The following is a 24,553-nucleotide window of genomic DNA, read 5'->3' as shown; positions in this document are numbered from 1 at the left end:
ACCGTCACAGCTGAAGGTCGAGCAGCTCCTCGCTCAGATCGGCGTCAGAAATCGTCTGACGGATCTGCGCGTGGTGCGCCTGCTCGCTCCACAGTTCGAACTTGTCGCCCATGCCCAGCAGCACGGCCTTCTTCTCGATGCCTACCGCGCTGCGGTGGCTGGCCGGGATGCTGATGCGTCCGTTGCCGTCGAGCTCGACGAACGCCGCGGCGCCAACGAGCTTGAGCTGCATGCTGCGGTTGACCGCCTTGGCCTTGGGCAGCGCATTGACCTGGTCGCGCAGCCGCTCCCACGCGGCATGCGGGTAGAGGTACAGCGAGCCGGACTCGAAGGGGTTGTAGGTGATGACCAGGCGGTTTTCGCACTCGCGCGCGACGGCATCGCGGTAGACGGTGGGTACCGCCAACCGGCCCTTGTCGTCGATCGTGATGGCGGTCTCGCCCTGGAACATTGCTCACCTGTTGGGGCCGCCTCTAGGCGGGCGGCTTGATCCTGGAAAACCACAAAAAACCCGGTTTTCCCTCAGATGCCCACCTTAGGCACGCCCCACAGGGTTGTCAACAAGTTTCGGGAGGCAAATTCACCTGTCCGGTCAATGACTTGCGAAGAACTTCACAGGTTTGTTCAAGACTTATCCACTACCCATTGTTTCGTCTCAAATTTTGAGACTGGCCACGTATGCCGCCCACCTGCGCGACCCAAGTCCGCAAAAGCGAAAGGCCGATGCTGCGCCGCAGCACCGGCCGTCCATTTGCGCCGACGATCGAGATCCGCCGATCGATGTCCCAGACCTAAGACCCCAAAGCCCCCTCGCTTCCAAAGCGGAGAAGCCAGTCCCCTCTAGTAACCAGCCCCCTTTAGTAAAGGGGGCGCGCCGGCAGGCGCGGGGATTTGGAGGCACCGAGCCGGGGCCCGAAGTTTTGCCGCGGCAACGCCGCGGCGAAACTTTGGGGCTTTTTCGAAGCCGCGAAGCGGAGAGAAAAAGCGCGAAGTCGGCCGATAAGCCGGGTTCTGTCGTGGACAGTCATTCCTCTAGGCGCCGCGTCACCGCGACGCTCAAGCAACCTACCCGGAGACACCGCGGGCCGCGGCATAGTCTCCCTATTTGGTTTTGCTCCCGGTGGGGTTTGCCGTGCCGGTCCGTTGCCGGACTCGCGGTGCGCTCTTACCGCACCGTTTCACCCTTACCACGCACGTCTTGCGACGCCGTTCGGCGGTCTGCTCTCTGTTGCACTTTCCGTCGGCTCTCGCCGCCCAGGCGTTACCTGGCACCGTGCCCTGTGGAGCCCGGACTTTCCTCGGCATCCTTCCGGATGACGCGACTGCCTGGCCGACTCCGCGCCGGCATTCTACTGCTTCGCAGCGAATTGCCCCCAAAGTTTTGCTGAAGCAAAACTTCGTGCCCCGGCTCACGACCTCCAATTCCCCGCGCCTGCCGGCGCGCCCCCTTTACTAAAGGGGGCTAACGCTCCGATGGCTGCACGAGGGGTCACACTCGTTTGCTGTCATTCCCGCGAAGGCGGGAATCCATGCGTCCGCCCCATCACCGTTGGGAGTACCTATTCCCGCCTCACTCCTCCGCGCCGTACAACGCCTTCCGCGGCGCGCCGCTCAGCTCGGCGGCGAGCTTGGCCGCCTGCGAGGGCTTGAGGTATTCGGTGAGCTTGGCGTACAGGCGCTTGCCTTCGGCGACGGCGGCATCGGCGTCTTCGCCGGCACCTTCGACGATCAGGACGAACTCGCCCTTGCGCTGGTTGGCATCGGCACCGACGCGCTGGCGCAAGTCGGCCAGGGTTCCGTCGAGGACGGTTTCGAACAGCTTCGTCAGTTCGCGCGCGATGGTGCCGCGGCGTGCTTCGCCGAAAGCGGCGACGAGGTCGTCCAGCGATTCCTCGATGCGGTGCGCGGACTCGTAGAAGATCAGCGTGCGCACTTCGCCCGTCAGGCGGGAGAGCCGCTCCCGACGCGCCGACGCCTTCGCCGGCAGGAATCCTTCGAACACGAAACGGTCGCTCGGCATGCCGGCGATGCTCAACGCCGCAATCGCCGCACAGGCGCCCGGCACGGGGGACACACGCAATCCCGCCGCGCGCGCGGCACGAACGAGGCGGAAGCCCGGATCGCTCACCAGCGGTGTGCCGGCGTCGGACACCAGCGCGAAGCTTTCTCCCAATTGCAGGCGCGCGACCAGCTGCGCCGCCTGCGCGTCCTCGTTGTGTTCGTGCAGCGCGATCAGCGGGCGCTCCAGGCCGAAGTGCGAGAGCAGCTGGCGCGTGTGGCGCGTGTCCTCGGCGCAGATCGCGTCGACCGTCTTCAGCGTTTCCAGCGCGCGGGCGGAAAGATCGCCCAGGTTGCCGATAGGCGTGGCGACCACGTGAAGCGTGCCGGGAGATTTCTTGCCGCCGGTGGCGGGCTGGGACGTGTGCATCGTGCGTCTGCGGTGGGGCCGGGTAGAATCCTAACCGGTCCCTCAGGAACGCCGCGTCGCGGCATTGCATGCAGATGATCCGAGCTTCCAACCGCTGGACGATGACGTGGATGTGTGCGGCGGCGCTGGGCGCCATGCTGCTCGGCGGTTGCGCGACCGTAGCCACGACCGGCACCACGAACTCCCAGCAGAGCCGCAATCCAACGATTGCGCAGGCCGGCGAGCTCGCGCGCAACGGCGCCGCCCTCACCGGCGCGGCGCGCAGCGCGAACGATCGCGAGATCGAACGCCTGCTGTCCGCGCTCGACAACGCCACGCTCTCGCGCGAAGCCGCGTCGCTGGCCGCGGGCGATCCGCTGTACAACCACGCCGCCCAGGCGCTGCTGCGTCGCGGCCTGCCGCTGCCGCGCGCGTTCGACCGCACCGGCTGGAACTTCGATGCGGCTGGCCGACCGGCCGCCGAGCACGATGGCTATCGCCCGCCGGTGAAGCTCGCCGTGCTGCTGCCGATGTCGGGCAACCTCGCCGTCGCGGCCGCGCCGGTGCGCGATGGTTTCCTCGCCGGCTACTACGGCGAACCGCGCCGCCGCCCCGACGTGAGCTTCTACGACACCGCCGGCACGCCCGGTGGCGCGCTCGCCGCGTACGACCGCGCCGCGCTGGAAGGCAACGATTTCGTCGTCGGCCCGCTTGGCCGAGACGAGGTCAACGCGTTGTTCGCCAAGGGCGCGCTGCAGGTGCCGGTCCTCGCGCTCAATCGCGGCGACGGCGAACCGCCGGCGGGCAATGCGAGCTTCTCGCTGTCGCCGGAAGACGAAGGCAACGCGGCCGCCGAACGCCTGCTGGCGCTGGGCGCCAAGCGCGTGCTCGTGGTGGCGGGCGTCGACGACACGCAGCAGCGCGCTGTCGCAAGCCTGCGCGAACGGCTGGTGGCGCGCGGTGCGACGGTGACCGACGTCGCGGGCGAAGGCACGTCCGATTTCATTCCCTTCGCGCAGAAGGAAGGCGGCGTGGACGCCGTGTTCCTCGCGGTGAAGGGCAGCAGCGCGCGCCTGCTGATGCCCAAGCTCGCGCTCGCGGGCCTGGCCGGCAAGCCGCGCGTGGCGACCTCGCAACTGCTGTCCGGTACGGGCAAGGCGGACGAAGACCGCGTGCTCGACGGCATCGCGTTCCCGACCGAAACCTGGACCACGCGCGGCGTTCCGGGCCTGCCGCCGGCAGCGATTGCCGGTTCGCAGTTCAACAACGCCAAGGGTCCCGCCGCGCGCCTGTTCGCATTCGGTTTCGACGCCTGGCAGATCACCGCCTACCTGCAGCGGCTTGCGACCACCGCCGACGGCCACATCGACGGCGCGACCGGCACTCTGCGCCTGGACGGCTTCGGCAACGTGCAGCGCACGCCGTCGTGGTCGACCTTCAGTTCGGGACTGCCGACCGCCCTGGCGGATGCGTCCAACCGCTGATCGCCGTTCCCGCGGCGCGGCGGTCGAGGCCGCCGCGCGCGCGCACCTGAGCCGCGCCGGACTCCGCGACGTCGCGGCCAACGCGAACTACCGCTTCGGCGAACTCGACGTGGTCATGCTCGACGGCAGCACGCTGGTGTTCGTCGAAGTGCGCTATCGGCGCGATGCCCGCTTCGGCGGCGGCGCGGCCTCGGTCGATGTGCATAAACGCCGCAAGCTCGTGCAGGCCGCGAGCGCCTTCCTCGCGCATCACCCGAAGCACGCAAACGTCCCCTGTCGCTTCGATGTCGTCGAGGCCGACGGCGACCCCGCATCGCCCCGCCTGACCTGGGTGAAGGACGCCTTCCGCGCGGACGACGTCTAGGCCAAGATCCGCCAACCCCGCTCCGCGCGCACGCGCGTTCGTCATGAGGCGCGGCATCGGGTCGCGCAATTCCACGACGCAATCAGGGGACGATGATGCGAACGGTGATCCGTACGGCCTTACTGGTCTGTGCATGGACGTTGGTGCTGGCGGGGTGTTCCCGCAAGGAAGAGGCAGCGGAGGCTTCGGCGGAGCTCGTCCACGCGAACCTCTCGGAGAGGCCGGCCCGCGCCGCAGCGCCTCCCGCTCCGGTGAAGGCGCTCTCGCCGCCGGGCATGCAGGCGCAACTCCAGTCGGCGACGAACACGCAGGCCACGGACGGGCGGCGCTTCATCCGGACGGCCAGCGTCGCCTTCGGCGTGCGCGACGTATACCGCTCGGCGCTCTCGATCGAGGATCTCGCCGCGAAGCACGGTGGCTTCGTCGAGCGCAACGACATCCGCACCGAAGTGGACCAAACGCGCACGCATACCCGTCGCGACGGCATGCGCGTCGAATTGTCGATGTACACGACGCAAGGCGTGCTGACGGTTCGCGTGCCCAGCGAGCGCACGCAGGAATTCCTCCGCGCCCTCGCCGGGGAGATCGAGTTCCTCGATTCGCGCAGCTTCGAGGCGACCGATGCGCAGTTCGATCTGCTGCGCCAGCAACTCGCCTTCGCGAGGCACCAGGATGCGCAGGCGGCGTTGGCGCAGGTCGCCAGCGCGCCTGGCAAGACCGGCGAGAAGGCGGACGCCCTCGACGCGCGCGCGGATGCGCAGGCGCAGCGCGATGAAGCGACCGTTGCCCGCGCGGAACTTGAAGACCGGATCGCGTTCGCGCGGATCGGGCTGGCGGTGCACCAGCCGCCGCAGCTTCGTCGAACCGAGCGGCCCGATCTGGACGTCGCGATGCGCCGCGAAGGACCTGGCTTTTTCGCGCGCGTGTGGGAGGCGTTAAGCGACGGCGGACGACTAGGGCTCGATCTGATCGTCGGCATCACCTACCTGTGGCCGTTGTGGCTGGCCGCAGCACTCGCGGTGTTCGGCATCCGCGCGTGGCGCCGGCGCGGGCGCTGACGTGCCGACGATCTTCACGCATGCCGTGGTGCCGCTGGCGGTGGGGATCGCCTGCGGCACGCGAAGGCTGCCGCCAAGGCTGATCGCGGCGGGCATGCTCGCCGCGATGCTGCCCGATGCCGATGTCGTCGCCTTCAAGCTTGGCATCGCCTATGCGGACGACTTCGGCCATCGCGGTGCGAGCCATTCGCTGTTGTTCGCGGGCGTGGTGGCCGCGCTGGGCGCCTTGTTGCACCGCCCGCTGCAGACGCGGCCCTGGATCGCCGCGTTGTGGCTGTTCGCATGCGCGGCCTCGCATCCGCTGCTCGATTCGCTCACCAACGGCGGTCTCGGCGTTGCGCTGTGGTGGCCCTGGTCGGGCGGGCGCGTGTTTGCGCCGTGGCAGCCCATCGCCGTGTCGCCCATCGGAAGCGGCTTCTTCAGCGCCCGCGGTGTGGCCGTGATGGCCTCGGAAGCGCGCTGGGTGTGGCTGCCTTGCGCGGCGCTCGCTGGGGCGGGCCTCGCGCTGCGTCGGGCGTTATCCTCGCGTCCATGACGCCGTTGCCGACCACGCTCGATTCGGAACTGCGTTCCCTGCTCGGCGATGGCTGGCGCACCGACGAGAGCGAACGCCTCACCTACGCCTTCGACAATTCGCGCCGACAGGCGCTGCCCGATGCGGTGGCGCTGCCGACCACGCGCGAGCAGGTCGTCGGCCTGGTGCGGGCTTGCCGCGCGGCGCGCGTGCCGGTGATCGCGCGCGGTCGTGGCACCAACACGACCGGCGCCGCAGTGCCCGTCGCGGGCGGCGTGGTGGTCTCGTTCGAACGCATGAACCGCATCCTCGACATCCGGCCCGGCGACCGCTGCGCGGTCGTGGAACCGGGCGTGCTCAACGGCGACCTGCAGGCCGCGTTGAAACCGCACGGCCTGTTCTGGCCACCGGATCCGACCAGCGCCGGCTACAGCAGTGTCGGGGGCAATCTCGCCTGCAACGCCGGCGGTCCGCGCGCGGTGAAGTACGGCGCCACGCGCGACAACGTGCTCGCGCTGACCGCCGTCACCGGAACGGGCGACCTCATCCATTGCGGCACCGCGACGACGAAGGGCGCGACCGGTTACGACCTCCAACGACTGCTCGTCGGCAGCGAAGGCACGCTGGCGCTGATCGTCGAGGCCAGCCTGCGCCTCACGCCCTCGCCACAATCGCGACGCGCACTGCGGGCGATCTATCGCGATGTGTCATCCGCCGCGCAGGCCGTCGCGCGACTCATGGCGCAGCCCGTGACGCCGTCGATGCTGGAATTCATGGATGCCGATGCGGTGCGGCTGGCGCGCGATGTCGGTGGCGCCGATCTCCCACGCGACGCCGGCGCGCTGCTGATGATCGAAGCCGATGGCGACGCGCAGACGCTGCCGCACGACATCGAGGCATTGATGCGCGCCGCCGACGGCGAGGGCCTGGTCTCGCTGGACGACGCCGCCGACGAAGCCACGCGCGAAAAGCTCTGGGCCGCGCGCAAGGCGCTTTCGCCGTCGCTGCGCACGCTCGCGCCCGGCAAGATCAACGAAGACGTCGTGGTGCCGGTCTCGCGCATTCCGCAACTCGTCGACGGCGTGCATGCGCTCTCGCGCGAGTTCGACCTGCCCATCGTCTGCTTCGGCCATGCAGGCAACGGCAACCTGCACGTCAACCTGCTGTATCACCCCGACGACGACGCGCAGAGCGCACGCGCGCATGCGGCGATGGCGCGCGTGTTCGCGTTGACGCTGTCGCTTGGTGGCACGCTGTCGGGCGAGCACGGCATCGGCCTGGCCAAGCGCGAATTCATGCCGCAGGCGATCGACGCGCCGACGCTCGCGATGATGCGCGCGGTGAAGGCGGCGTTCGATCCGGACGGCATCCTCAATCCGGGCAAGCTGCTGCCCGACTGAGCGCGCGCGTCAGAGGAACTGGTCGAGCTTGCGCATCACGAGCATCATGCCGACCACCCAGCACAGGATGACGAGCAGCACCGCGCCCCAGTTGCTGCCGGTCTTCCCGCGCCTGCGCTGCACCCAGAAGCCGATGGCCAGCAGCACCGTCGGCACGATGAAGAACAGCATGCCGATCAGGAACCTCGTTTCCACGCGGGACCTCCTTGGCGAAAGGCGGGACCGGCGATGAGGCGTCCGGCGGCCGGTGGGCCGATCTTACGCCGCAGTCAGGCGAAGTGCTGGTAGCCGGCGCGCCCGGGTTGCCACAGCCGCCCGCGCGCGTCGAAGGCGCGCGCGCCCTCGCCCGCCTCGATGCGTCCGATCCGCGTGACCGGCGTGCCGGTCCCCAGCGCGATGCGTTCGATCTCGTCCCGCAGATCGGGCGACGCGGTGAAACACAGTTCGTAATCGTCGCCACCGGTCGCCTGCAGCGTTTGGCGATGGGCTTCGTCGAACGCCACGCGAAGCGCGTCCGATGCCGGCAGCCGATCGAGTTCGATGCGCGCGCCGACCTTGCTTGCGCGACATACGTGCGCGAGATCGGCGAGCAGGCCGTCCGATACGTCGATGCAGGCGTTCGCGACATCCGCCAACGCGGCGCCAAGCGTCAGGCGCGGCGTCGGGCGGTCCAGGCGTGAACGCAGGAAGGCGTCGCGCACCGTGCGCTCGCGCCATTGCACGAGCGCACCGGCCGCATCGCCGGGCGTGCCGCTGACCCAGACGTCGTCGTCGACACGCGCCGCATCGCGACGAAGCGCGCGTCCCGGCGCGACGAATCCGTGCACCGTCACGCTGATCGACAGCGGGCCGCGCGTGGTGTCGCCGCCCACCAGCGCGACGCCGTGCGCGTGGGCAAGTTCGAGGAAGCCGTCGAGGAAGCCGTCCACCCAGCGCGTGTCGCCATCGGGCAGCGAAAGCGACAACGTGCACCACGCCGGTTCGGCGCCCATTGCGGCGAGGTCGGACAGGTTCACCGCGAGCGATTTCCAACCGACGTCGGCGGCTGCGGTGTCGTCGGGGAAATGCACGCCGGCATTGAGCGTGTCCATGGCGACGACGAGTAGCTGCCCTGCGGGGACTTTCAGCAGCGCAGCGTCGTCGCCGATGCCGAGCACGACATCGTCGCGCGAATGCACGCGGCGACGGATGCGTTCGATCAGGTCGAATTCGTGGGCATCGGAAGGCGGCTGTGTCACGACATGCTCCGATGCAACGCGGTGGAACGTTGCGGCCGCGATGCGTTGCCAGCGTCGCGGCCGTGCGGCGTCATCGCGGCCGTGGCGCCTTCACTTCGACCGCGCGCCAGTCGGCGGCGGCGTGGTCGAGCACGCCGTTGACGTAGGTGTGGCCGTGCTCGGCGCCAAAGCGCTTCACGCTTTCGATGGCCTCGTTGATGACCACGCGATACGGCACGTCCGGACGCATGCGCAGTTCGTACGCGGCGATGCGAAGCGCGGCGCGTTCGATCGCGTCGACCTGCTCGATGTCGCGATCCAGGAACGGCTTGAGCGCGTCGTCCAACGACTCGACGTTCGCTTCGACCCCGCGCACGAGGTCTTCGAAATACTCCAGGTCCGCCTGTTCCTTGGCCTGTTCGTGCGCGAACTGCCCGATCACGTCGCGCGCGCTCGAACCGGACATCTGCCACGCATAGACGGCCTGCAGCGCGCGGCGACGCGCACGCGAACGGGCAACGGGATCGATTCCATCCGGACGACGACGGTTCATGGCAGTTGCCCCAGCAGGTGACTCATTTCAAGTGCGGCCAGCGCCGCTTCCTCGCCCTTGTTGCCGTGCGTGCCGCCGGCGCGGGCCTCGGCATCCTCGTGGCGCTCCACCGCCAGCACGCCGTTGGCGACCGGCAGGCCGTAATCCAGCTGCACGCGCATCAGGCCGTCGGAACACCCGTCGGCGACCTGCTCGTAATGACGCGTGTCGCCACGCACGACGCAGCCTAGCGCGACCACCGCAGCATGCTGCCCCGCCTTGGCCAGCCGCGTGGCGACGACCGGGATTTCCCACGCGCCGGGCACGCGGATGACATCGACCGCCGACTCGTCCACGCCATTTTCGGCGAAGGTCTTGCGCGCGCCAGCGACCAGCGTATCGGTGATGCGCGGGTTCCAGCGGCTGGCGATGATCGCGAAACGCGCGCCCGGGGGGCTGCGCAGGTCGCCTTCGTAGTGGGTCATGGGGCGTTCTTCGTGAAGGGCGGGAAGTTTACCCGACCGGCCCGCCAGCCCGGGTAAGGGCGGCGGGCGCGGCCGGTGGCGGGGTCAGTGCGAGATCTCGACGTACTCGACGACCTCGAGCCCGAACCCCGCCAGGCCGATCTGCTTGCGCGGCGTGCCCAGCACGCGGAGCTTGCCGAGGCCGAGGTCGGCGAGGATCTGGCCGCCGGCGCCGTTGCGCCGCCATTCGGCGAGCGCGTGGCCGCGGCCCGCGCCGGCCTCGTCGGCATGCTGGGGTGCGCGGATGCGCGCCAGCAGCGCGTCGGCATCGGCGTGGTCGGCCAGCAGCACCAGCGCGCCGCGGCCTTCGGCGGCGATCGCCTTCAGCACGTCGCCCACCGCCGGGCCGAAGTCCGGGCGCCGCCAGTGCAATGCGTCGGCCAGCGGGTTCTGCACGTGCACGCGCACCAGCGTCGGCGTGGCGACGTCCGGCTCGCCGCGGCGCAGCGCGAAATGCAGCGCGTGGCTCAGGCGGTCGCGGTAGGTGAACAGTTCGAACGGGCCGTGCTCGGTCTCGATCTCGCGCGCATCCACGCGCTCGATGGTGTGCTCGGTCTCGAGACGGTAACGGATCAGCTCCTCGATCGAGCCGATCTTCAGCCCGTGCTCGGCAGCGAAGGCTTCCAGTTCCGGCCGGCGCGCCATGCTGCCGTCGGGGTTGAGGATCTCCACCAGCACGCCGGCAGGTTCAAGGCCCGCGAGCAGCGCCAGGTCGCTCGCCGCTTCGGTGTGTCCCGCGCGGTTGAGCACGCCGCCCGGCTGCGCCTGCAGCGGGAAGATGTGGCCGGGCTGCGAGAGATCGCTTGCCGATGCATCCGGCCGCACCGCCGTGCGCACGGTATGCGCGCGATCGTAGGCGCTGATGCCCGTGGTCACGCCTTCGGCCGCTTCGATGCTCACCGTGAAGTTGGTGTGGTGCGGCGAGGTGTTGTCACGCACCATCGGTGGCAGGCCGAGCTGGCGGCATCGCTCGCGCGTGAGCGACAAACACACCAGGCCGCGCGCATGCGTGACCATGAAGTTGATGTCCTGCGGCCGCACGAGTTCGGCGGCCATGATGAGGTCGCCTTCGTTCTCGCGGTCTTCGTCGTCCACGATGACGACCATGCAGCCGTTGCGGATTTCCTCGAGCAGTTCGGGGATCGGGCTGAAAGGCATGGCGTTATTCCCCCGCGCGGCCGGCGAGCAGGCGCTCGACGTAGCGCGCGACCAGGTCGATTTCCAGGTTCACCGCGTCGCCCACCTGCGTGTGCGCGAAACGCGTGTGCGCGACGGTATGCGGAATCAGCGCGACGTCGAAGCCCGCATCGTCGACTTCGTTCACCGTGAGGCTGACACCATCGACGCAGATCGAGCCCTTCTTCGCTATGTAGCGCAGCAGCGGCGCCGGCGCGGAAAAACGCCAGCGTTGCGCGCGCGCGTCGGGTTCGATGCGCTCGACGCGGCCGAGGCCATCGACGTGCCCGCTGACCAGATGTCCGCCGAGGCGATCGGTCGGACGCATCGCGCGCTCCAGGTTCACCGCGTCGCCGATCGCGAGCGCGCCGAGCGTGGTGAGCGCGAGCGTTTCGTTGGAGGCGTCGGCGGCGAAACTGCGTGCGTCGAACTCGATCACCGTCAGGCACACGCCGTTGACAGCGATGCTCTCGCCCAGTTGCACGGCGTCGAACGGCAGCGTGCCGACGTCGATGGTGAGGCGGACGTCGCCGCCGCGGTGTTCAAGCGTGGCCAGCCGGCCGACGCCTTCGATGATGCCGGTGAACATCAGCGCGCCTCCATTGAACGCACGAAGACGCGAGAGCGAAGCTGTGCTTTTTTTGAGATGCCCGCACATGGATGTGCGGGCTTTGGCAGACGGACCTGCATATGAAACGTTTCCCGTTCAAGAATGAGCGAAAAACGCCTCAAGGCATGAGGCAGGCACACGGCGCGGGGCCGTGTGCGGCTGTCTTCTTTCATCCGGACTTTCCGGAAAGCTCGCGCTTTCCGACCGTCGGCTCCGGCATCGGACCGGATCTGCTGACCTTCTTCGCCAGAGGCGACTAAGCGCTCGCGGGCTCGTGCGAACGGCGCCTTCGACAGCGCCACCGCACCTACCGCCGGTGGGGAATTGCACCCCGCCCTGAAGACGTTACGTGTTGTGGTTGCCGGCGAGCCGGCCCGCGGATTCTAGCATCCGGCCCCTGGAGGGCCCGCCGGATGGACTGTTCCGCCGATGACGCCGGCCCGTCAGCCCTTCCGGCGAAGGTGCAGGAACAGCGGCCAGCGGATCGCCCGCGTCTCGTCCGGATCGCCCCATGCGGCGGCCAGCGCCGGGGCGTGTCGGGCGACCGGATCCCCGCCGGTGTCCGCGGTGCACCGCGCCACGGCCGACATGCTCGACAGGTAGCGCAGGAAATGCGCGAGCGACCAGTCCATCTCCAGCCACAGCGATGGCGCGGGCAGCGCCGGGAACGGCCAGTCGTAGCCGGCGTAGTGCGCGTCGATCTGTTCGCGTTCCGGCGGCCAGTACGGGTCGATGCGACTGCGGAACGCCTCGACCTCGTCGACCATCCCTTCCGGTGCGACGAAATCCGCGTAACCCCACGCGGCCAGGACGCCGCCGGGCGCGAGCACGCGTTCGCATTCGGCGAAGAACTTCGCCCGGTCGAACCAGTGCAGCGCCTGCGCGACCGCAATCAACTCGACGCTCGCATCCGGCAGCGCGGTGCGCTCGCCCGGCTCCACCGCGAGGCTCACCTTGTCCGTGCCCGGCTGCGCCCAGTGCTGCGCGAGCTGCTTCGCGCTCGGCTCGGTCGCGTGCACGTGTGCGAAACGCGCGGCGAGTCCGCGCGTCGCCTGCCCGCTGCCGCAGCCGGGTTCCCACACGCGTGCGTCGCGCGGAACGACGGCGGCGATCGTGTCGAACAATTCGTCGGGATACTCCGGCCGCGCCTGTGCGTACGCATCGGCGACGCCGGAGAAATGGTCCTTGAAGCCGCTCATCTGCGCCCCCGCGGTGGTGCGATCAGACTGTCGATTCGGGCCGCAGCAGCAGGCGGATGTCCTGTCCGATGTAGCGCGATTCCACGATCGCCATCTTGAGTTTCTGCGTCATCGTGTCGATGGCGAGGCCGTCGAACATCGGCCGCGCGCGTTCGCCGAGCAATACGGGCGCGACATACAGCAGCACTTCGTCGACCAGGCCTGCGCCGAGGAATGCGCCGGCCAGCGTCGCACCGGCTTCGAGCTGGATTTCGTTGACGCCGCGCTCGGCGAGCAGCGCAAGCACCGCATGCAGGTCGAACCGGCCATCACGCAGCGGCACGGCCGCGTGCTGTGCGAGCAAACCGCGCGGCGGCTTCGCGTCGGGCGCGTGCAGGTACAGCGTCGGCGCATCGCCTTCGCGCACGCGTCCGCGCGCGACGGTCGCAAGTCCGGGATCGAGCACCACGCGCAGCGGCGGCACGAACGGCGTGTCGTCGCCCATGCGCACCGTGAGCGCGGGATCGTCGGCGAGTACGGTGCCTGCGCCGGTGACGATCGCGCCGCTACGCGCACGCCAGTGCTGCACGTCCAGGCGCGAAGCCTCGCCGCTGATCCACTTCGATTCGCCATTGGCGAGCGCGCTGCGCCCATCCAGGCTGGTCGCGAGTTTGACGCGCAGCCACGGACGACCGCGCTCCACGCGCGACAGGAAACCGCGATTGAGCGCGCGCGCCTGCGCTTCCATCAAACCCGAGGCAACCTCGATGCCGGCGGCACGGAGCTTGTCGAAACCCGCGCCGTCGACCTGCGGAAATGGATCGCGCATCGCCGCGATCACGCGCGAAACGCCAGCGGCGATCAGTGCGTCCGCGCACGGACCGGTGCGCCCGGTGTGCGCGCACGGTTCCAGCGTGACGTAGGCCGTCGCGCCTTTCGCGCGTTCGCCCGCGACGCGCAGCGCATGCACTTCCGCGTGCGGCTCGCCGGCGCGCTCGTGCCAGCCTTCGCCGACGATTTCCTCGCCGTGCGCGATCACGCTGCCGACCATCGGATTGGGCTTGGTCGTGTACGCGCCGCGCTCGGCGAGCCGCAGCGCGCGCGCCATCATCGCGTGATCGGTGGCGGTGAACGAATCCGTTGTCATCAGCGCTTGCCCTTGCGCGGCGACGGCTCTGCTTCCTCGTCGAGCAGCGGCAGCTGGCCTTCGGCGGAGCTGTCACTTTCCAGGCGATCGAGTTCCTCGCGGAAATCCGCCACGTCCTGGAACGCGCGATACACCGACGCGAATCGCACGTACGCGACGTGGTCGAGCTTGCGCAGCTCGGTCATGACGAAATCGCCGACGCGGCGCGAAGGCAATTCGCGTTCGGCCGTCATGCGCAGGTGGTGCACGACCGCACGCACGGACGATTCGATCTGTTCTTCCGAAACGGGGCGCTTCTGCAGCGCGCGATCGAAACTCGCGCGCAGCTTGCGCGCGTCGAACGCCTCGCGGCGGCCGTCGCTCTTGATGATCAGCGGCAGCTTCAGCTCGATGGTTTCCTGCGTCGAGAAACGCTCGCCGCAGGCTTCGCAGACGCGACGACGGCGGATCGTCGCGCCGTCATCGGACACGCGCGAATCGATCACGCGCGTGTCGGGGTGCTGGCAGAAAGGGCAGTGCATATCAGGCCGGGATTCGTGATTCGGGATTCGTGATTCGGAAAGGCGAAAGCGCGTAACGTCGATTGCGAATCCCGAATTCCTTCATCCCGAATCCCCGCCTTTCAGCCGTACACCGGGAACTTCGCGCACTGCGCCGTCACCTTCTCGCGCACGGCGGCGATGACGCTCTCGTCCTTCGGCGCGTCGAGCACGTCGCAGATCCAGTTGGCGAGCTCGATGCAGTCGGCCTCGCCGTAACCGCGCGTGGTGACCGCCGGCGTACCGATGCGCAGGCCGGAGGTAACGAACGGCTTTTGCGGGTCGTTCGGCACCGCGTTCTTGTTGACCGTGATGTGCGCCTTGCCGAGTGCGGCTTCGGCGTCCTTGCCCGTCACGCCCTTGCCGATCATGTCGATCAGCATCAGGTGGTTCTGCGTGCCGCCGGACACGATCTTGTAGCCGCGCGAGATGATCGTCTTCGCCATCGCCTGCGCGTTCTTCACGACCTGCTGCTGGTAGGCGGTGAATTCCGGCTCCAGCGCTTCCTTGAAGGCCACCGCCTTGGCGGCGATGACGTGCATCAGCGGACCGCCCTGGATGCCCGGGAAGACGATCGACTGCAGCTTTTTCTCGATGTCCTCACCGGCGCCCTTCGCCACGATGATGCCGCCGCGCGGGCCGCGCAGCGTCTTGTGCGTGGTCGAGGTGACCACGTGCGCGTGCGGCAGCGGGTTCGGGTAGACGCCGGCGGCGACCAGGCCCGCCACGTGCGCCATGTCGACGAACAGGTACGCGCCGACCTTGTCGGCGATGGCGCGGAAGCGCGCCCAGTCGATCTGCTGCGAGTACGCCGAGAAACCGGCGACGACCATCTTCGGCTTGTGCTCCAGCGCGAGCTTCTCGACTTCGTCGTAGTCGATCAGGCCCTGGTCGTTCACGCCGTACTGGATCGCGTTGAACAGCTTGCCGCTGACGTTGACCTTGGCGCCGTGGGTCAGGTGGCCGCCGTGCGCCAGCGACATGCCCAGGATCGTGTCGCCCGGGTTCAGCAGCGCCAGGTACACGGCCTGGTTGGCCTGCGAGCCCGAATGCGGCTGGACGTTGGCGTAATCGGCCCCGAACAGCTGCTTCAGGCGCTCGATGGCGAGCTGCTCGGCGACGTCCACGTACTCGCAGCCGCCGTAATAGCGCTTGCCCGGATAGCCCTCGGCGTACTTGTTGGTCAGCACGCTGCCCTGGGCCTCCATCACGCGCGGCGAGGCGTAGTTCTCCGAGGCGATCAGCTCGACATGGTCCTCCTGGCGGCGCGCCTCGTTGGCGATGGCCTGGGCGAGTTCATCGTCGTAACCGGCGATGCGGGCGGAGCTGGGGAACATTCGGCAACCTCGGGCGTGGATGGGCGGGGGCCGGCGGGGGCCCGGAAAAGCTGCCTTGGCCGGGTCGAAGATGGTAGCCCAGGGCTTAAAATGCGGCCAGCGAGCACCCGGCCGGTCAGCCGTCAATGCGAGCGTTCCGCCCCCACCCCCACAGGGAAACCTCCGACCGTGAAATGGGTCTTCGTCCTGCTGTTCCTCGCCAGCGCGGTGTACGTGCACTACCGCGGCCGGGTTCGGCACCGCCTGGGCCGGCAATTGCTGGACCACTCCACCTTCATGGCCCCGATCAACGTGCTGATGTACGCGTTCTCGCGCGTGCCGACCACGCCGTTCATCGCCGAACCGGGCCGCCACTTCCCCGAGCTGGAACCGCTCCGCCAGAACTGGCAGGCAATCCGCGCCGAGGCCCTGCGCCTGCGCGAGCTGCAGCACATCAAGGCTGCTGACGGCTATACGGACGTGGGCTTCAACTCGTTCTTCCGCCGCGGCTGGAAGCGCTTCTACCTGAAGTGGTACGACGACGCCCACCCTTCGGCCGCCGAGCTGTGCCCGCAGACCACCGCGCTGCTGAAGCAGATTCCGAGCGTGAAAGCGGCGATGTTCACCGAGCTGCCGCCGGGCAGCGAGCTTCGCCCGCACCGCGACCCTTACGCCGGCTCGCTGCGCCTGCACCTGGGGCTGGAAACGCCGAACGACGACGGCTGCTTCATCGAGGTCGACGGCCAGCGCTACAGCTGGCGGGATGGCGAGTGGACGATGTTCGACGAGACCTACATCCACAGCGCCCGCAACGAGACGCAGGGCAACCGGATCATCCTGTTCTGCGACGTGGAGCGCCCGCTGCACACCGCCCCGGCCCGCGCCTTCAACCGTTTCGTCGCGCGGAACCTGATCGCCGCCGGCGCGTCGCCGAACCAGGAAGGCGACAAGACCGGCGGCTTCAACCGGCTGTTCAAGTACTTCTACGCCCTGCGCCTGAAGGCCAAGGGCCTGCGCGAGCGCAACAAGTCGCTGTATTACGGGCTGAAATATGCCGCCGTGGCGCTCGCGGTGGTTTTCATCGTCTGGATCTGAGCCTTGAAGCCCCTCTCCCGCATGCGGGAGAGGGGTTGGGGTGAGGGCAGGCGCCCTGCCCCTCATCAGCCCTGCCGGGCACCTTCTCCCGCGAGCGGGGAGAAGGGAGCCGCCAAACTGAAGCGCACCGGCCGATCAGACTGGGAAACCCGCGCCGCGTGCGGGATAATCGCCGCTTCCATCCGCCCGACCAGGCCAACCCGGCCGGCATGGGCGCGTCCCGGTTCCGGAGAGCGCATGCAATACATCTACACCATGAACGGCGTCAGCAAGGTCGTGCCGCCGAAGCGTCAGATCATCAAGGACATCTCGCTGTCCTTCTTCCCGGGCGCGAAGATCGGCCTGCTCGGCCTCAACGGCGCCGGCAAGTCCACCGTGCTGAAGATCATGGCCGGCGTGGACACCGACTTCGTCGGCGAGGCGCGTCCGCAGCCGGGCATCAAGGTCGGCTACCTCCCGCAGGAACCGCAGCTCGATCCCGAGATGACGGTGCGCCAGGCCGTCGAGGAAGGCGTGGGCGAGGTCATCAACGCCCAGGCCGCGCTGGAAGCGGTCTACGCCGCCTACGCCGAGGAAGGCGCCGACTTCGACGCGCTGGCCAAGGAGCAGGAACGCCTGGAAGCCATCCTCGCCGCCGGCGATGCGCACACGCTGGAAAACCAGCTGGAAGTCGCTGCCGACGCGCTGCGCCTGCCGCCGTGGGACGCGAAGATCGGCAACCTGTCGGGCGGCGAGAAGCGCCGCGTCGCGCTGTGCCGCCTGCTGCTGCAGAAGCCGGACATGCTGCTGCTCGACGAACCGACCAACCACCTCGACGCCGAATCGGTCGAGTGGCTGGAGCAGTTCCTCGCGCGCTACACCGGCACCGTCGTGGCCGTCACGCACGATCGCTACTTCCTCGACAACGCCGCCGAGTGGATCCTCGAACTCGACCGCGGCCGCGGCATCCCGTGGAAGGGCAACTACACCGAATGGCTGGTCCAGAAGGACGAGCGCCTGAAGCAGGAAGAGAACCAGGAAAAGGCCCGCCAGAAGGCCATCCAGAAGGAACTGGAGTGGTCGCGCCAGAACGCGAAGGGCGGCCGTTCCAAGGGCAAGGCGCGCCTTGCGCGCATGGAAGAGCTGCAGTCGGTCGACTATCAGCGCCGCCAGGAAACCAACGAGATCTTCATTCCGCCGGGCGAGCGCCTGGGCAACAAGGTCGTCGAGTTCAAGAACGTCAGCAAGAAGTTCGGCGATCGCCTGCTGATCGACAACCTGTCGTTCTCGGTTCCGCCGGGCGCGATCGTCGGCATCATCGGTCCCAACGGCGCCGGCAAGTCGACGCTGTTCAAGATGATCACGGGGCAGGAGAAGCCGGACTCGGGCGAGATCGACATGGGCTCGACGGTGAAGCTCGCGTACGTCGACCAGAGCCGCGATGCGCTGACCGGCAACCACAACGTGTTCCAGGAAGTCTCCGGCGGCCTGGACATCCTCAACATCAACGGCATCGAGATCCAGTCGCGCGCCTACATCGGCCGCTTCAACTTCAAGGGCCAGGACCAGCAGAAGATGGTCGGCTCGCTGTCCGGCGGTGAGCGCGGCCGCCTGCACATGGCCAAGACGCTGCTGCAGGGCGGCAACGTGCTGCTGCTCGACGAACCGTCCAACGACCTGGACATCGAAACGCTGCGCGCGCTGGAAGACGCGCTGCTCGAGTTCCCGGGCAACGCGTTCGTCATCTCGCACGATCGCTGGTTCCTGGACCGCATCGCCACGCACATCCTCGCCTTCGAAGGCGACTCGCACGTGGAGTTCTTCCAGGGCAACTACCGCGAGTACGAGGAAGACAAGAAGCGTCGCCTCGGCGCGGAAGGCGCCCAGCCGCACCGCCTGCGTTTCAAGGCGTTGAAGTGACGAACCGGCGCGTCCGCGCGTAGCGCGGGCGCCTTTGCCGGTTCGTCATCCCGGCGAAAGCCGGGACCCAGTGTCGTTGCGGTTACGCGTCGGTCCTGCGGGCGCAGGATCGACGCCCGTCAACAAGATCCATCGAATGCCGAGGCCAGCATGACCTTCACGTCATCCCTGAAACAGCGCTGGAACGACGCCGACTCGCTGGTCTGCGTGGGCCTCGATCCGGAACCGGCGAAATTCCCGGCCCGGTTCGCCAACGACGCCGATGCCGTGTTCTCCTTCTGCCGCGACATCGCCGACGCCACCGCGCAGTACGCCTGCGCGTTCAAGCCGCAGATCGCGCACTTCGCCGCGCTCGGTGCCGAAGACGCACTCGCGCGGCTCATCGCGCACATCCACGCCACGCATCCCGGCGTGCCGGTCATCCTCGACAGCAAGCGCGGCGACATCGGCAGCACGGCGCAGCATTACGCCGCCGAGGCCTTCGACCGCTACGCCGCCGACGCGGTGACGGCCAATCCGTATCTCGGCCGCGATTCGGTGCAGCCGTTCCTCGATCGCGCCGACCGCGGCGTGGTGATCCTGTGCCGCACGTCGAATCCCGGCGCGGGCGACCTGCAGGACCTCGTCATCGACGGCCGTCCGCTGTACCAGCACGTCGCCGAAAAAGTGGCGCGCGAATGGAACACGAACGGCAACTGCTCGCTCGTGGTGGGTGCGACCTGGCCGGCGCAGCTGAAGGAAGTGCGCGCGATCGTCGGCGACGACGTGCCGTTCCTGGTGCCGGGCGTCGGTGCGCAGGGCGGCGATGTCGAAGCCGTCGTCACCAACGCGAAGAACGCCGCGGGCACGGGCCTGATGGTGAGCAGTTCGCGCGCGATCCTGTACGCGTCCAAGGGCGACGACTACGCCGAAGCCGCGGCGAATGCGGCGCGCGAGTTGCAGGATCAGATCAACCGGTTTCGCTGAGGTGGTGCGCTGCCTTGGCAGCGCACGAGGTCGCCAGTTGCCGACGCGCGCCCATCGTCATCCCGGCGGACGCCGGGACCCAGGCCGGCGACCTTCGGGCATTCCCTTTCCGGCGAACAACGTTCACCGTCGTTCCAGCGAAAGCTGGAACCCATTCTGATTTGACGATCGAGGTGGGAAGCCACAGCGCAGCGCTGTGCGGGAGCGATCGTTCACCGCTGTGGCTCCGCCCCCTCACCCAACCCCTCTCCCGGTGGGACAGGGGCTTGAAACGGATCCGTCGCCGCTGTCGTCGGCGACCGAGCCTCACCCAAGGAACCCGATCTTCGGATCGAAGTTCTCGATCCCCGGGAAGATCGTTCCGACTTCGCCGGCCGGCAAACCGAACCACTGCGCCAGCGTCGACCCCATCTGGCTGACCGACATCGTCGGCACCATGCGGCCGCGGCCCACGGCCTGCGCGCCGTCCAGTTCCAGGATCGGGTAACTGCCCCACACCTGCTTGCCGCGCAGCGCGCCGCCGTTGGTCGACGAGCCGCCCATCACCAGCTGCACGCCGCCCCAACCGTGGTCGGTACCGTTGCCGTTGCTGTTGAGGGTGCGCGCGAAGTCGCTCATGGTGAACGTCACCGTGTCGTTGAGCGCGTTGATCTCCGACAGCGCCGTGCGGAAGGCCGCGAGGCCCTCGGCCAGCTGCTGCAGCAGGCGACCGTGGCCGTTGGCGGCCATCTGGTTCTGGTGCGTGTCGAAGCCGCCGAGGCTCACGAAGTAGATCTGGCGACGATGGTTGATCGCCGAGGTGCGCGCGGCCTTGATCATGCGCGCGACCATGCGCAGCTGCGAAGCGACGCCACTGCCGGTCGGGAACACCGTGGCGATGTCGCCGCCGTTGGCCGGATCCAGCGTGACGCGCAGCGTGTCGTTGAGGTTGATCGCGCTTTCGCCGATCACCGCGTACTGGTCCTGCAGGATCGGGTTGTGCTGGGACTCGATGATCGCGCGCAGCGACTCGTAGCGGACGCGGTCGGTGGCGCTGCCGTTGTTGCGGAAACGGTTGACCGTCGTCGCGCCGCCCGAGCCCATCGCGAACGGCAGCGTCGTGCGGCCGAACTGGAACAGGTTGCTGCCGGCGATCGAGATCGACGGCGGCAGCGATTGCAGCCCGAGGTTCGACGCCTCCGCGCGATCGCCGAGCAGGCCACCCCAGCCGGTGACGCCGGCGCGGTTGGTGTGCCCGCGCATCCACTGCTTCTGCTGGTCGTTGTGCGAATACAGGTATGGCGGCAACGTCTTCAGGCGCTTGGTGACGTCTTCCTTCGTCAACGGCACCGTCAGCGAACCGACGTTGGCCAGGAACGACAGCTCGCCCGCATCGAACAGCGGCTTCATCGCCGCGCACAAGGGATTCAGGCCCCAGGTCTTGCCGTTGGTGTCGGCGACCTGCACCAGCGTGTCGCGCGCGTAACCCAGGCCGAACGGGTTCGAGGTCGCTTCGAACACGCCGCCGCGACTGGTGAGGTACGTCGCATGCTCGGCCGAGTCATGCGGGATCAGCATGTTGAACGAATCGCTGCCGCCGAACAGGAAGATGCAGACGAGCGCCTTGTAGTCGTTGCCGGGCAGCGGCTCGGCGGCGAACGCGCGGCCGACCAGCTCCAGCTGCGGCATCAGCGCGTACGCGGCGCCGCCGGCGATCACGGCCTGCACGCGACGCAGGAACGCGCGGCGGTCTTCGCGAATGGGACGGGACATGACGGGCTCCTAGCGCTGGATCGCGAATTCGGGAGTGGCCATCGCCAGCAGCACCAGCGATTTGGCGCGATTGGCGGCGGTTTCTTTGGCGGTGCCGAGGCGGTCGAGCATGCCCACCATCGCCTGCGCGTTGGCGCTGCTCAGCGCGCCGTGGAACAGCAGCAGGTTCACCTGCGCCACCATGCCAGCGTGGTCGTTTCCTTCGGCCATCGTGGTGAGTTTGGTGAGGTCGAGGTACGGCGCGTTCGGCGTGGTCGTGGGCGGCGTCGCGGCGTTGTTCCACACCAGCGAATCGTGCTGGTTGAGCATGCTCAGGTACGTCGCCTCGGTGAGGATCTGGAACTCCGGCGCGAACATGCCCTGCACGCCGTCGGCCGCGGGCAGTCGGTAGTCGGGTTCGAAGAAGTTGAACACCGACGGCGCGCGCTGCGAATCCTGTTGCAGCGAGTTGGCCAGGTCGCCCGCGTTCGAGAACGCGAACCGCACCTCTCCCATGGCGTTGGGCACGTACTGCGCGTTGAACGCGCGCCACAGCGTGGCCAGCTTCACCAGCGGCTCGCGCGGCTTGCCGAAGGAGCCGTTGGGCGGCGGCAGGCGCGCTTCGGTGTCGAGCAGGATCGCGCGGATCACCTGGCCGAGGTCGCCCTTGCTCGTGTCCCACACCTTGGCGACACGCTCGACATACTGCGGCGTCGGATTGCTGGTGACGAAGCGCTGGATCAGCTGGCGGCTGATGAACGGCGCGGTGTTGCTGTGGTCTGCGAGCGCCTGCACCGTCCTGGTCATGCTCGCCGTGCAGTTGTTGCCTTCGCTGACGACGATGCCGTCGAAGATCTGCTTGGGCTGGTCGTCATGGAATGCGGGATGGCATTCCATCGGCGCGTAGCTGGTGTTGTCGCCGCGACCGAACTGCGCGTCGGTCTGTCCCGCGTAGGTCCAGCCGGTGAACACGCGCGCCATCGCGCTGACGACCTGCTCGTCGTAGGTCGGGATGGTCTGGCCGTTGGCATCCAGCACCGGGCTGAAGTCCTTGTTGCGCTTCACCAGGCCGATGGAGAACAGCTGCATCACTTCGCGGCCGTAGTTCTCGTCGGGCGTGATGTTGCGGCGGGGATCGGCCTTGCGGTTGCCGACGTGGCTGAGGAAATAGCCCATCGCCGGATGCACCGTAACCTTCTCCAGCAGGGTGCGGTAGCTGCCGAATGCACCGCGCGACAGGGTGTCCTGGTAGTCGGCGATGCGGAAGACCGTGGCGTCGTCATCGGCGGTTTCCCGATCGGACACCACCAGGATTTCGCTCAGCGCGAAGGCCATGCGCATGCGCAACTGGTCCGGCGCATTCGCCGTCTGCCACAGCCAGTAGTTGCGGCGATTCTGCGGCGTCGGCGTGGTCACGCCGTTGGCGACCAGTTGCTGCAGGTGCGGCAGGATCAGCGTCGGCGTTTGCGCGAGCTGGCCGTCGATCCAGCGCTTGTAGCCGATCTGCCGCACCCGCGCGATTTCGGTCGCGGTCGGGCCGAACGTCGCCTGCGTCAGGAAACGCGCAGCCTCGGCGTCGGTCGCGGGGACGTCGGGATACGCTTCGGGCGTCGGCGGCGTTCCGCCACCGCTTGCCGGCGGAGCGTAGGTACCGCCGCCGTCATCGCCGCCACCGCCTCCCCCGCACGCGGCGAGCATGCACAGCCCAAGCGCGAGCATGCCCGCTCGCGCACCCTGCGTGATGTTCATCGGTTTTCCCCTGTCGGCCGCGGAGCACGCGGCGAGCGGTGCGCACGGTAGCGTCCGCCGCGCCGTCACAACCGGCGCTCCGTCGCCTTTTGGAGATGCTGAACGTGACGGCGTCCGCAGGTTTTGCATCCAATGTGTGCAACGCGTGAAAACCACGGCATCGAGCGACACAAACCGGCCACCGGGCCGGTCGGGAACGTCACGCCGCGCGGGCGACCATTTCCCGATGCTTCGGGTCGTCGGCGCGGGCTACCCTCTCCGACCGTCCCGCATGCCCCCCGCGTGCTCCCCCAGGATTCCCGATGGCCCGCCCCGCCCCCCGCGTGCTGGATTCGCTGTTCAGGCTGCGCCAGCACGGCACCGACGTGCGCACCGAACTGGTCGCCGGCCTGACCACGTTCCTGACGATGTCCTACATCGTGTTCGTGAACCCGAGCGTGCTAGGCAACACGGGCATGGACACCGGAGCGGTGTTCGTCGCGACCTGCCTGGCGGCGGCGATCGGCTCGCTGGTGATGGCCTTCGCCGCGAACTACCCGGTCGGCATGGCGCCGGGCATGGGCCTGAACGCGTTCTTCGCCTTCACCGTCGTCGGCGCGATGGGTTACACGTGGCAACAGGCGCTGGGGGCGGTGTTCGTTTCGGGCATCGTGTTCCTGCTGCTCACCATCACCGGCGCGCGCGCATGGCTGATCGCCGGCATTCCGCATTCGCTGCGCAGCGCGATCACCGCCGGCATCGGGCTGTTCCTTGCCATCATCGCGCTGCAGAAATCCGAACTGATCGTCGGCGACCCCGACACGCTGGTCGCGCTGGGCGATCTGCGCGAACCCGAACCGCTGCTCGCCGTCGCCGGTTTCCTGCTGATCGCCGTGCTCGAAGCATGGCGCGTGCGTGGCGCGATCCTTATCGGGATCCTCGCCGTCACCGCCACCGCGCTGGTGTTCGGACGCGTGCAGTACCACGGCATCGTCGATCTTCCGCCGAGCCTCGCGCCCACGTTCATGCAGCTGGACATCCGCGGCGCACTGGGCGGCGGCGACGGGTTCTCCATCGCCGCGATGCTCCACGTGGTGATCGTGTTCGTGTTGGTGGAAGTGTTCGATGCGACCGGCACGCTGATGGGCGTCGCGCGTCGCGCGGGCCTGCTTCCGCCCGACGACGCCTCCGCCGCGCAGCAGAAGCGCTTCGGCCGTGCGTTGTTCGCCGACAGCACGGCGATCCTCGCCGGTTCCGTGCTCGGCACCAGCAGCACGACGGCGTATATCGAAAGCGCGTCCGGCGTGCAGGCCGGCGGACGCACCGGGCTTACCGCGCTCGTCGTCGCCGCGCTGTTCCTGCTGGCGCTGCTGTTCTCGCCGCTGGCGGGCATGGTGCCGCCGTACGCGACCGCGCCGGCGCTGCTTTTCGTCGCCGGGTTGATGTTGCGCGAACTCGGCGACGTGCACTGGGACGACCTCACCGAAGCGATCCCCGCCGCGCTGTGCACGCTGGCGATGCCGTTCACGTATTCGATCGCCAACGGGCTGGCGTTCGGCTTCATTACCTACGCGGTGCTGAAACTCTTCACCGGCCGCGCGCGCGAAGTGCACGCAGCGGTGTGGCTGGTGGCGGCGTTGTTCGTGGTGCGGTTCGCGCTGGAGTAGC

General features: G+C 68.3%; 23 protein-coding genes, 1 other RNA gene and 1 riboswitch. Of the genes, 9 read left to right on the top strand and 15 right to left on the bottom strand.

The window, feature by feature from the left end; all coding sequences use genetic code 11:
* Positions 1-4: 4 nt before the first annotated feature.
* The 3 genes from mraZ to rsmI all read right to left on the bottom strand — a co-directional run bounded on the left by mraZ (position 5) and on the right by rsmI (position 2,428).
* Positions 5-451 carry a division/cell wall cluster transcriptional repressor MraZ gene (mraZ, locus tag DX912_RS05250; RefSeq protein WP_115841413.1) on the bottom strand — a complete coding sequence of 149 codons (447 nt, stop codon included), beginning with the start codon at positions 449-451 and terminating at the stop codon, positions 5-7.
* A gap of 533 nt (positions 452-984) precedes the next feature.
* Positions 985-1,338: RNase P RNA component class A (gene rnpB / locus DX912_RS05245), an RNA gene on the bottom strand.
* 232 nt (positions 1,339-1,570) lie between these two features.
* Positions 1,571-2,428 (bottom strand): 16S rRNA (cytidine(1402)-2'-O)-methyltransferase, encoded by an 858-nt coding sequence (gene rsmI / locus DX912_RS05240; RefSeq protein ID WP_115841412.1) that lies wholly within the window; start codon positions 2,426-2,428, stop codon positions 1,571-1,573.
* 68 nt (positions 2,429-2,496) lie between these two features.
* Here rsmI and DX912_RS05235 point away from each other — a divergent pair, with 68 nt between their 5' ends.
* From DX912_RS05235 to DX912_RS05215, 5 genes are all read left to right on the top strand, one after another.
* Positions 2,497-3,891, top strand: a complete 1,395-nt coding sequence (locus tag DX912_RS05235) for a penicillin-binding protein activator (protein ID WP_115841411.1) — start codon at positions 2,497-2,499, stop codon at positions 3,889-3,891.
* Positions 3,875-4,255 carry a YraN family protein gene (locus DX912_RS05230; protein ID WP_115841410.1) on the top strand — a complete coding sequence of 127 codons (381 nt, stop codon included), beginning with the start codon at positions 3,875-3,877 and terminating at the stop codon, positions 4,253-4,255. Before DX912_RS05235 ends, DX912_RS05230 begins: the two co-directional genes overlap by 17 nt.
* Before the next feature lie 95 nt (positions 4,256-4,350).
* A complete protein-coding gene (locus DX912_RS05225) occupies positions 4,351-5,313 on the top strand; it encodes a DUF4349 domain-containing protein (RefSeq protein ID WP_181902711.1) in 963 nt (320 codons plus the stop codon).
* A gap of 1 nt (position 5,314) precedes the next feature.
* Positions 5,315-5,848 (top strand): metal-dependent hydrolase, encoded by a 534-nt coding sequence (locus DX912_RS05220; protein ID WP_115841408.1) that lies wholly within the window; start codon positions 5,315-5,317, stop codon positions 5,846-5,848.
* Positions 5,845-7,227: an FAD-binding oxidoreductase gene (locus tag DX912_RS05215; protein ID WP_115841407.1), complete on the top strand. Its 1,383-nt coding sequence runs from the start codon at positions 5,845-5,847 to the stop codon at positions 7,225-7,227. Before DX912_RS05220 ends, DX912_RS05215 begins: the two co-directional genes overlap by 4 nt.
* Positions 7,228-7,236: 9 nt before the next feature.
* Here DX912_RS05215 and DX912_RS05210 read toward each other — a convergent pair whose 3' ends face one another.
* The 10 genes from DX912_RS05210 to glyA form a co-directional block, all read right to left on the bottom strand.
* The gene (locus tag DX912_RS05210) at positions 7,237-7,422 is read right to left on the bottom strand and encodes a hypothetical protein (protein ID WP_115841406.1); all 186 of its coding nucleotides are present in this window, start codon (positions 7,420-7,422) and stop codon (positions 7,237-7,239) included.
* A 74-nt stretch (positions 7,423-7,496) separates the two neighbouring features.
* The gene (thiL, locus tag DX912_RS05205; protein WP_115841405.1) at positions 7,497-8,465 is read right to left on the bottom strand and encodes a thiamine-phosphate kinase; all 969 of its coding nucleotides are present in this window, start codon (positions 8,463-8,465) and stop codon (positions 7,497-7,499) included.
* A gap of 70 nt (positions 8,466-8,535) precedes the next feature.
* On the bottom strand, positions 8,536-8,997 hold the full coding sequence (gene nusB, locus DX912_RS05200; RefSeq protein WP_115841404.1) for a transcription antitermination factor NusB: 462 nt from the start codon (positions 8,995-8,997) through the stop codon (positions 8,536-8,538).
* Positions 8,994-9,461, bottom strand: coding sequence for a 6,7-dimethyl-8-ribityllumazine synthase (gene ribH / locus DX912_RS05195; RefSeq protein WP_115841403.1), 468 nt, complete (start codon positions 9,459-9,461; stop codon positions 8,994-8,996). The genes nusB and ribH overlap by 4 nt, the downstream gene beginning before the upstream one ends.
* A gap of 84 nt (positions 9,462-9,545) precedes the next feature.
* A complete protein-coding gene (gene ribB / locus DX912_RS05190; RefSeq protein WP_115841402.1) occupies positions 9,546-10,658 on the bottom strand; it encodes a 3,4-dihydroxy-2-butanone-4-phosphate synthase in 1,113 nt (370 codons plus the stop codon).
* Between the two features lie 4 nt (positions 10,659-10,662).
* Positions 10,663-11,265 carry a riboflavin synthase gene (locus DX912_RS05185; protein WP_115841401.1) on the bottom strand — a complete coding sequence of 201 codons (603 nt, stop codon included), beginning with the start codon at positions 11,263-11,265 and terminating at the stop codon, positions 10,663-10,665.
* 178 nt (positions 11,266-11,443) lie between these two features.
* A riboswitch (FMN riboswitch) is annotated at positions 11,444-11,634 on the bottom strand.
* Positions 11,635-11,729: 95 nt separating this feature from the next.
* Positions 11,730-12,485 (bottom strand): class I SAM-dependent methyltransferase, encoded by a 756-nt coding sequence (locus tag DX912_RS05180; protein WP_115841400.1) that lies wholly within the window; start codon positions 12,483-12,485, stop codon positions 11,730-11,732.
* Positions 12,486-12,507: 22 nt separating this feature from the next.
* Positions 12,508-13,611 (bottom strand): bifunctional diaminohydroxyphosphoribosylaminopyrimidine deaminase/5-amino-6-(5-phosphoribosylamino)uracil reductase RibD, encoded by a 1,104-nt coding sequence (gene ribD / locus DX912_RS05175; protein ID WP_115841399.1) that lies wholly within the window; start codon positions 13,609-13,611, stop codon positions 12,508-12,510.
* On the bottom strand, positions 13,611-14,132 hold the full coding sequence (nrdR, locus tag DX912_RS05170) for a transcriptional regulator NrdR (protein ID WP_115841398.1): 522 nt from the start codon (positions 14,130-14,132) through the stop codon (positions 13,611-13,613). The genes ribD and nrdR overlap by 1 nt, the downstream gene beginning before the upstream one ends.
* A gap of 101 nt (positions 14,133-14,233) precedes the next feature.
* Positions 14,234-15,487 (bottom strand): serine hydroxymethyltransferase, encoded by a 1,254-nt coding sequence (gene glyA / locus DX912_RS05165; protein WP_115841397.1) that lies wholly within the window; start codon positions 15,485-15,487, stop codon positions 14,234-14,236.
* Positions 15,488-15,655: 168 nt separating this feature from the next.
* Here glyA and lpxO point away from each other — a divergent pair, with 168 nt between their 5' ends.
* The 3 genes from lpxO to pyrF all read left to right on the top strand — a co-directional run bounded on the left by lpxO (position 15,656) and on the right by pyrF (position 19,426).
* Complete coding sequence (lpxO, locus tag DX912_RS05160; protein ID WP_233433480.1) at positions 15,656-16,561, top strand: lipid A hydroxylase LpxO; 906 nt, start codon at positions 15,656-15,658, stop codon at positions 16,559-16,561.
* A gap of 237 nt (positions 16,562-16,798) precedes the next feature.
* Complete coding sequence (ettA, locus tag DX912_RS05155) at positions 16,799-18,460, top strand: energy-dependent translational throttle protein EttA (protein ID WP_115841395.1); 1,662 nt, start codon at positions 16,799-16,801, stop codon at positions 18,458-18,460.
* Between the two features lie 150 nt (positions 18,461-18,610).
* Complete coding sequence (pyrF, locus tag DX912_RS05150) at positions 18,611-19,426, top strand: orotidine-5'-phosphate decarboxylase (RefSeq protein WP_115841394.1); 816 nt, start codon at positions 18,611-18,613, stop codon at positions 19,424-19,426.
* A 306-nt stretch (positions 19,427-19,732) separates the two neighbouring features.
* Here the strand turns inward: pyrF and DX912_RS05145 are convergent, their stop codons facing one another.
* Entirely contained in the window at positions 19,733-21,178 is a 1,446-nt protein-coding gene (locus DX912_RS05145; protein WP_115841393.1) for a DUF1501 domain-containing protein, read from the bottom strand.
* Between the two features lie 9 nt (positions 21,179-21,187).
* Entirely contained in the window at positions 21,188-22,906 is a 1,719-nt protein-coding gene (locus DX912_RS05140; protein ID WP_181902710.1) for a DUF1800 domain-containing protein, read from the bottom strand.
* Positions 22,907-23,208: 302 nt separating this feature from the next.
* Between DX912_RS05140 and DX912_RS05135 the strand changes: the two genes are divergently transcribed.
* Positions 23,209-24,552, top strand: a complete 1,344-nt coding sequence (locus DX912_RS05135) for an NCS2 family permease (protein ID WP_115841391.1) — start codon at positions 23,209-23,211, stop codon at positions 24,550-24,552.
* Position 24,553 lies beyond the last annotated feature (1 nt).

It is taken from the genome of Lysobacter soli, from assembly GCF_003382285.1.
Lineage (GTDB): Bacteria > Pseudomonadota > Gammaproteobacteria > Xanthomonadales > Xanthomonadaceae > Lysobacter_J > Lysobacter_J soli.
This window is presented reverse-complemented; position numbering and strand designations above follow the sequence as displayed.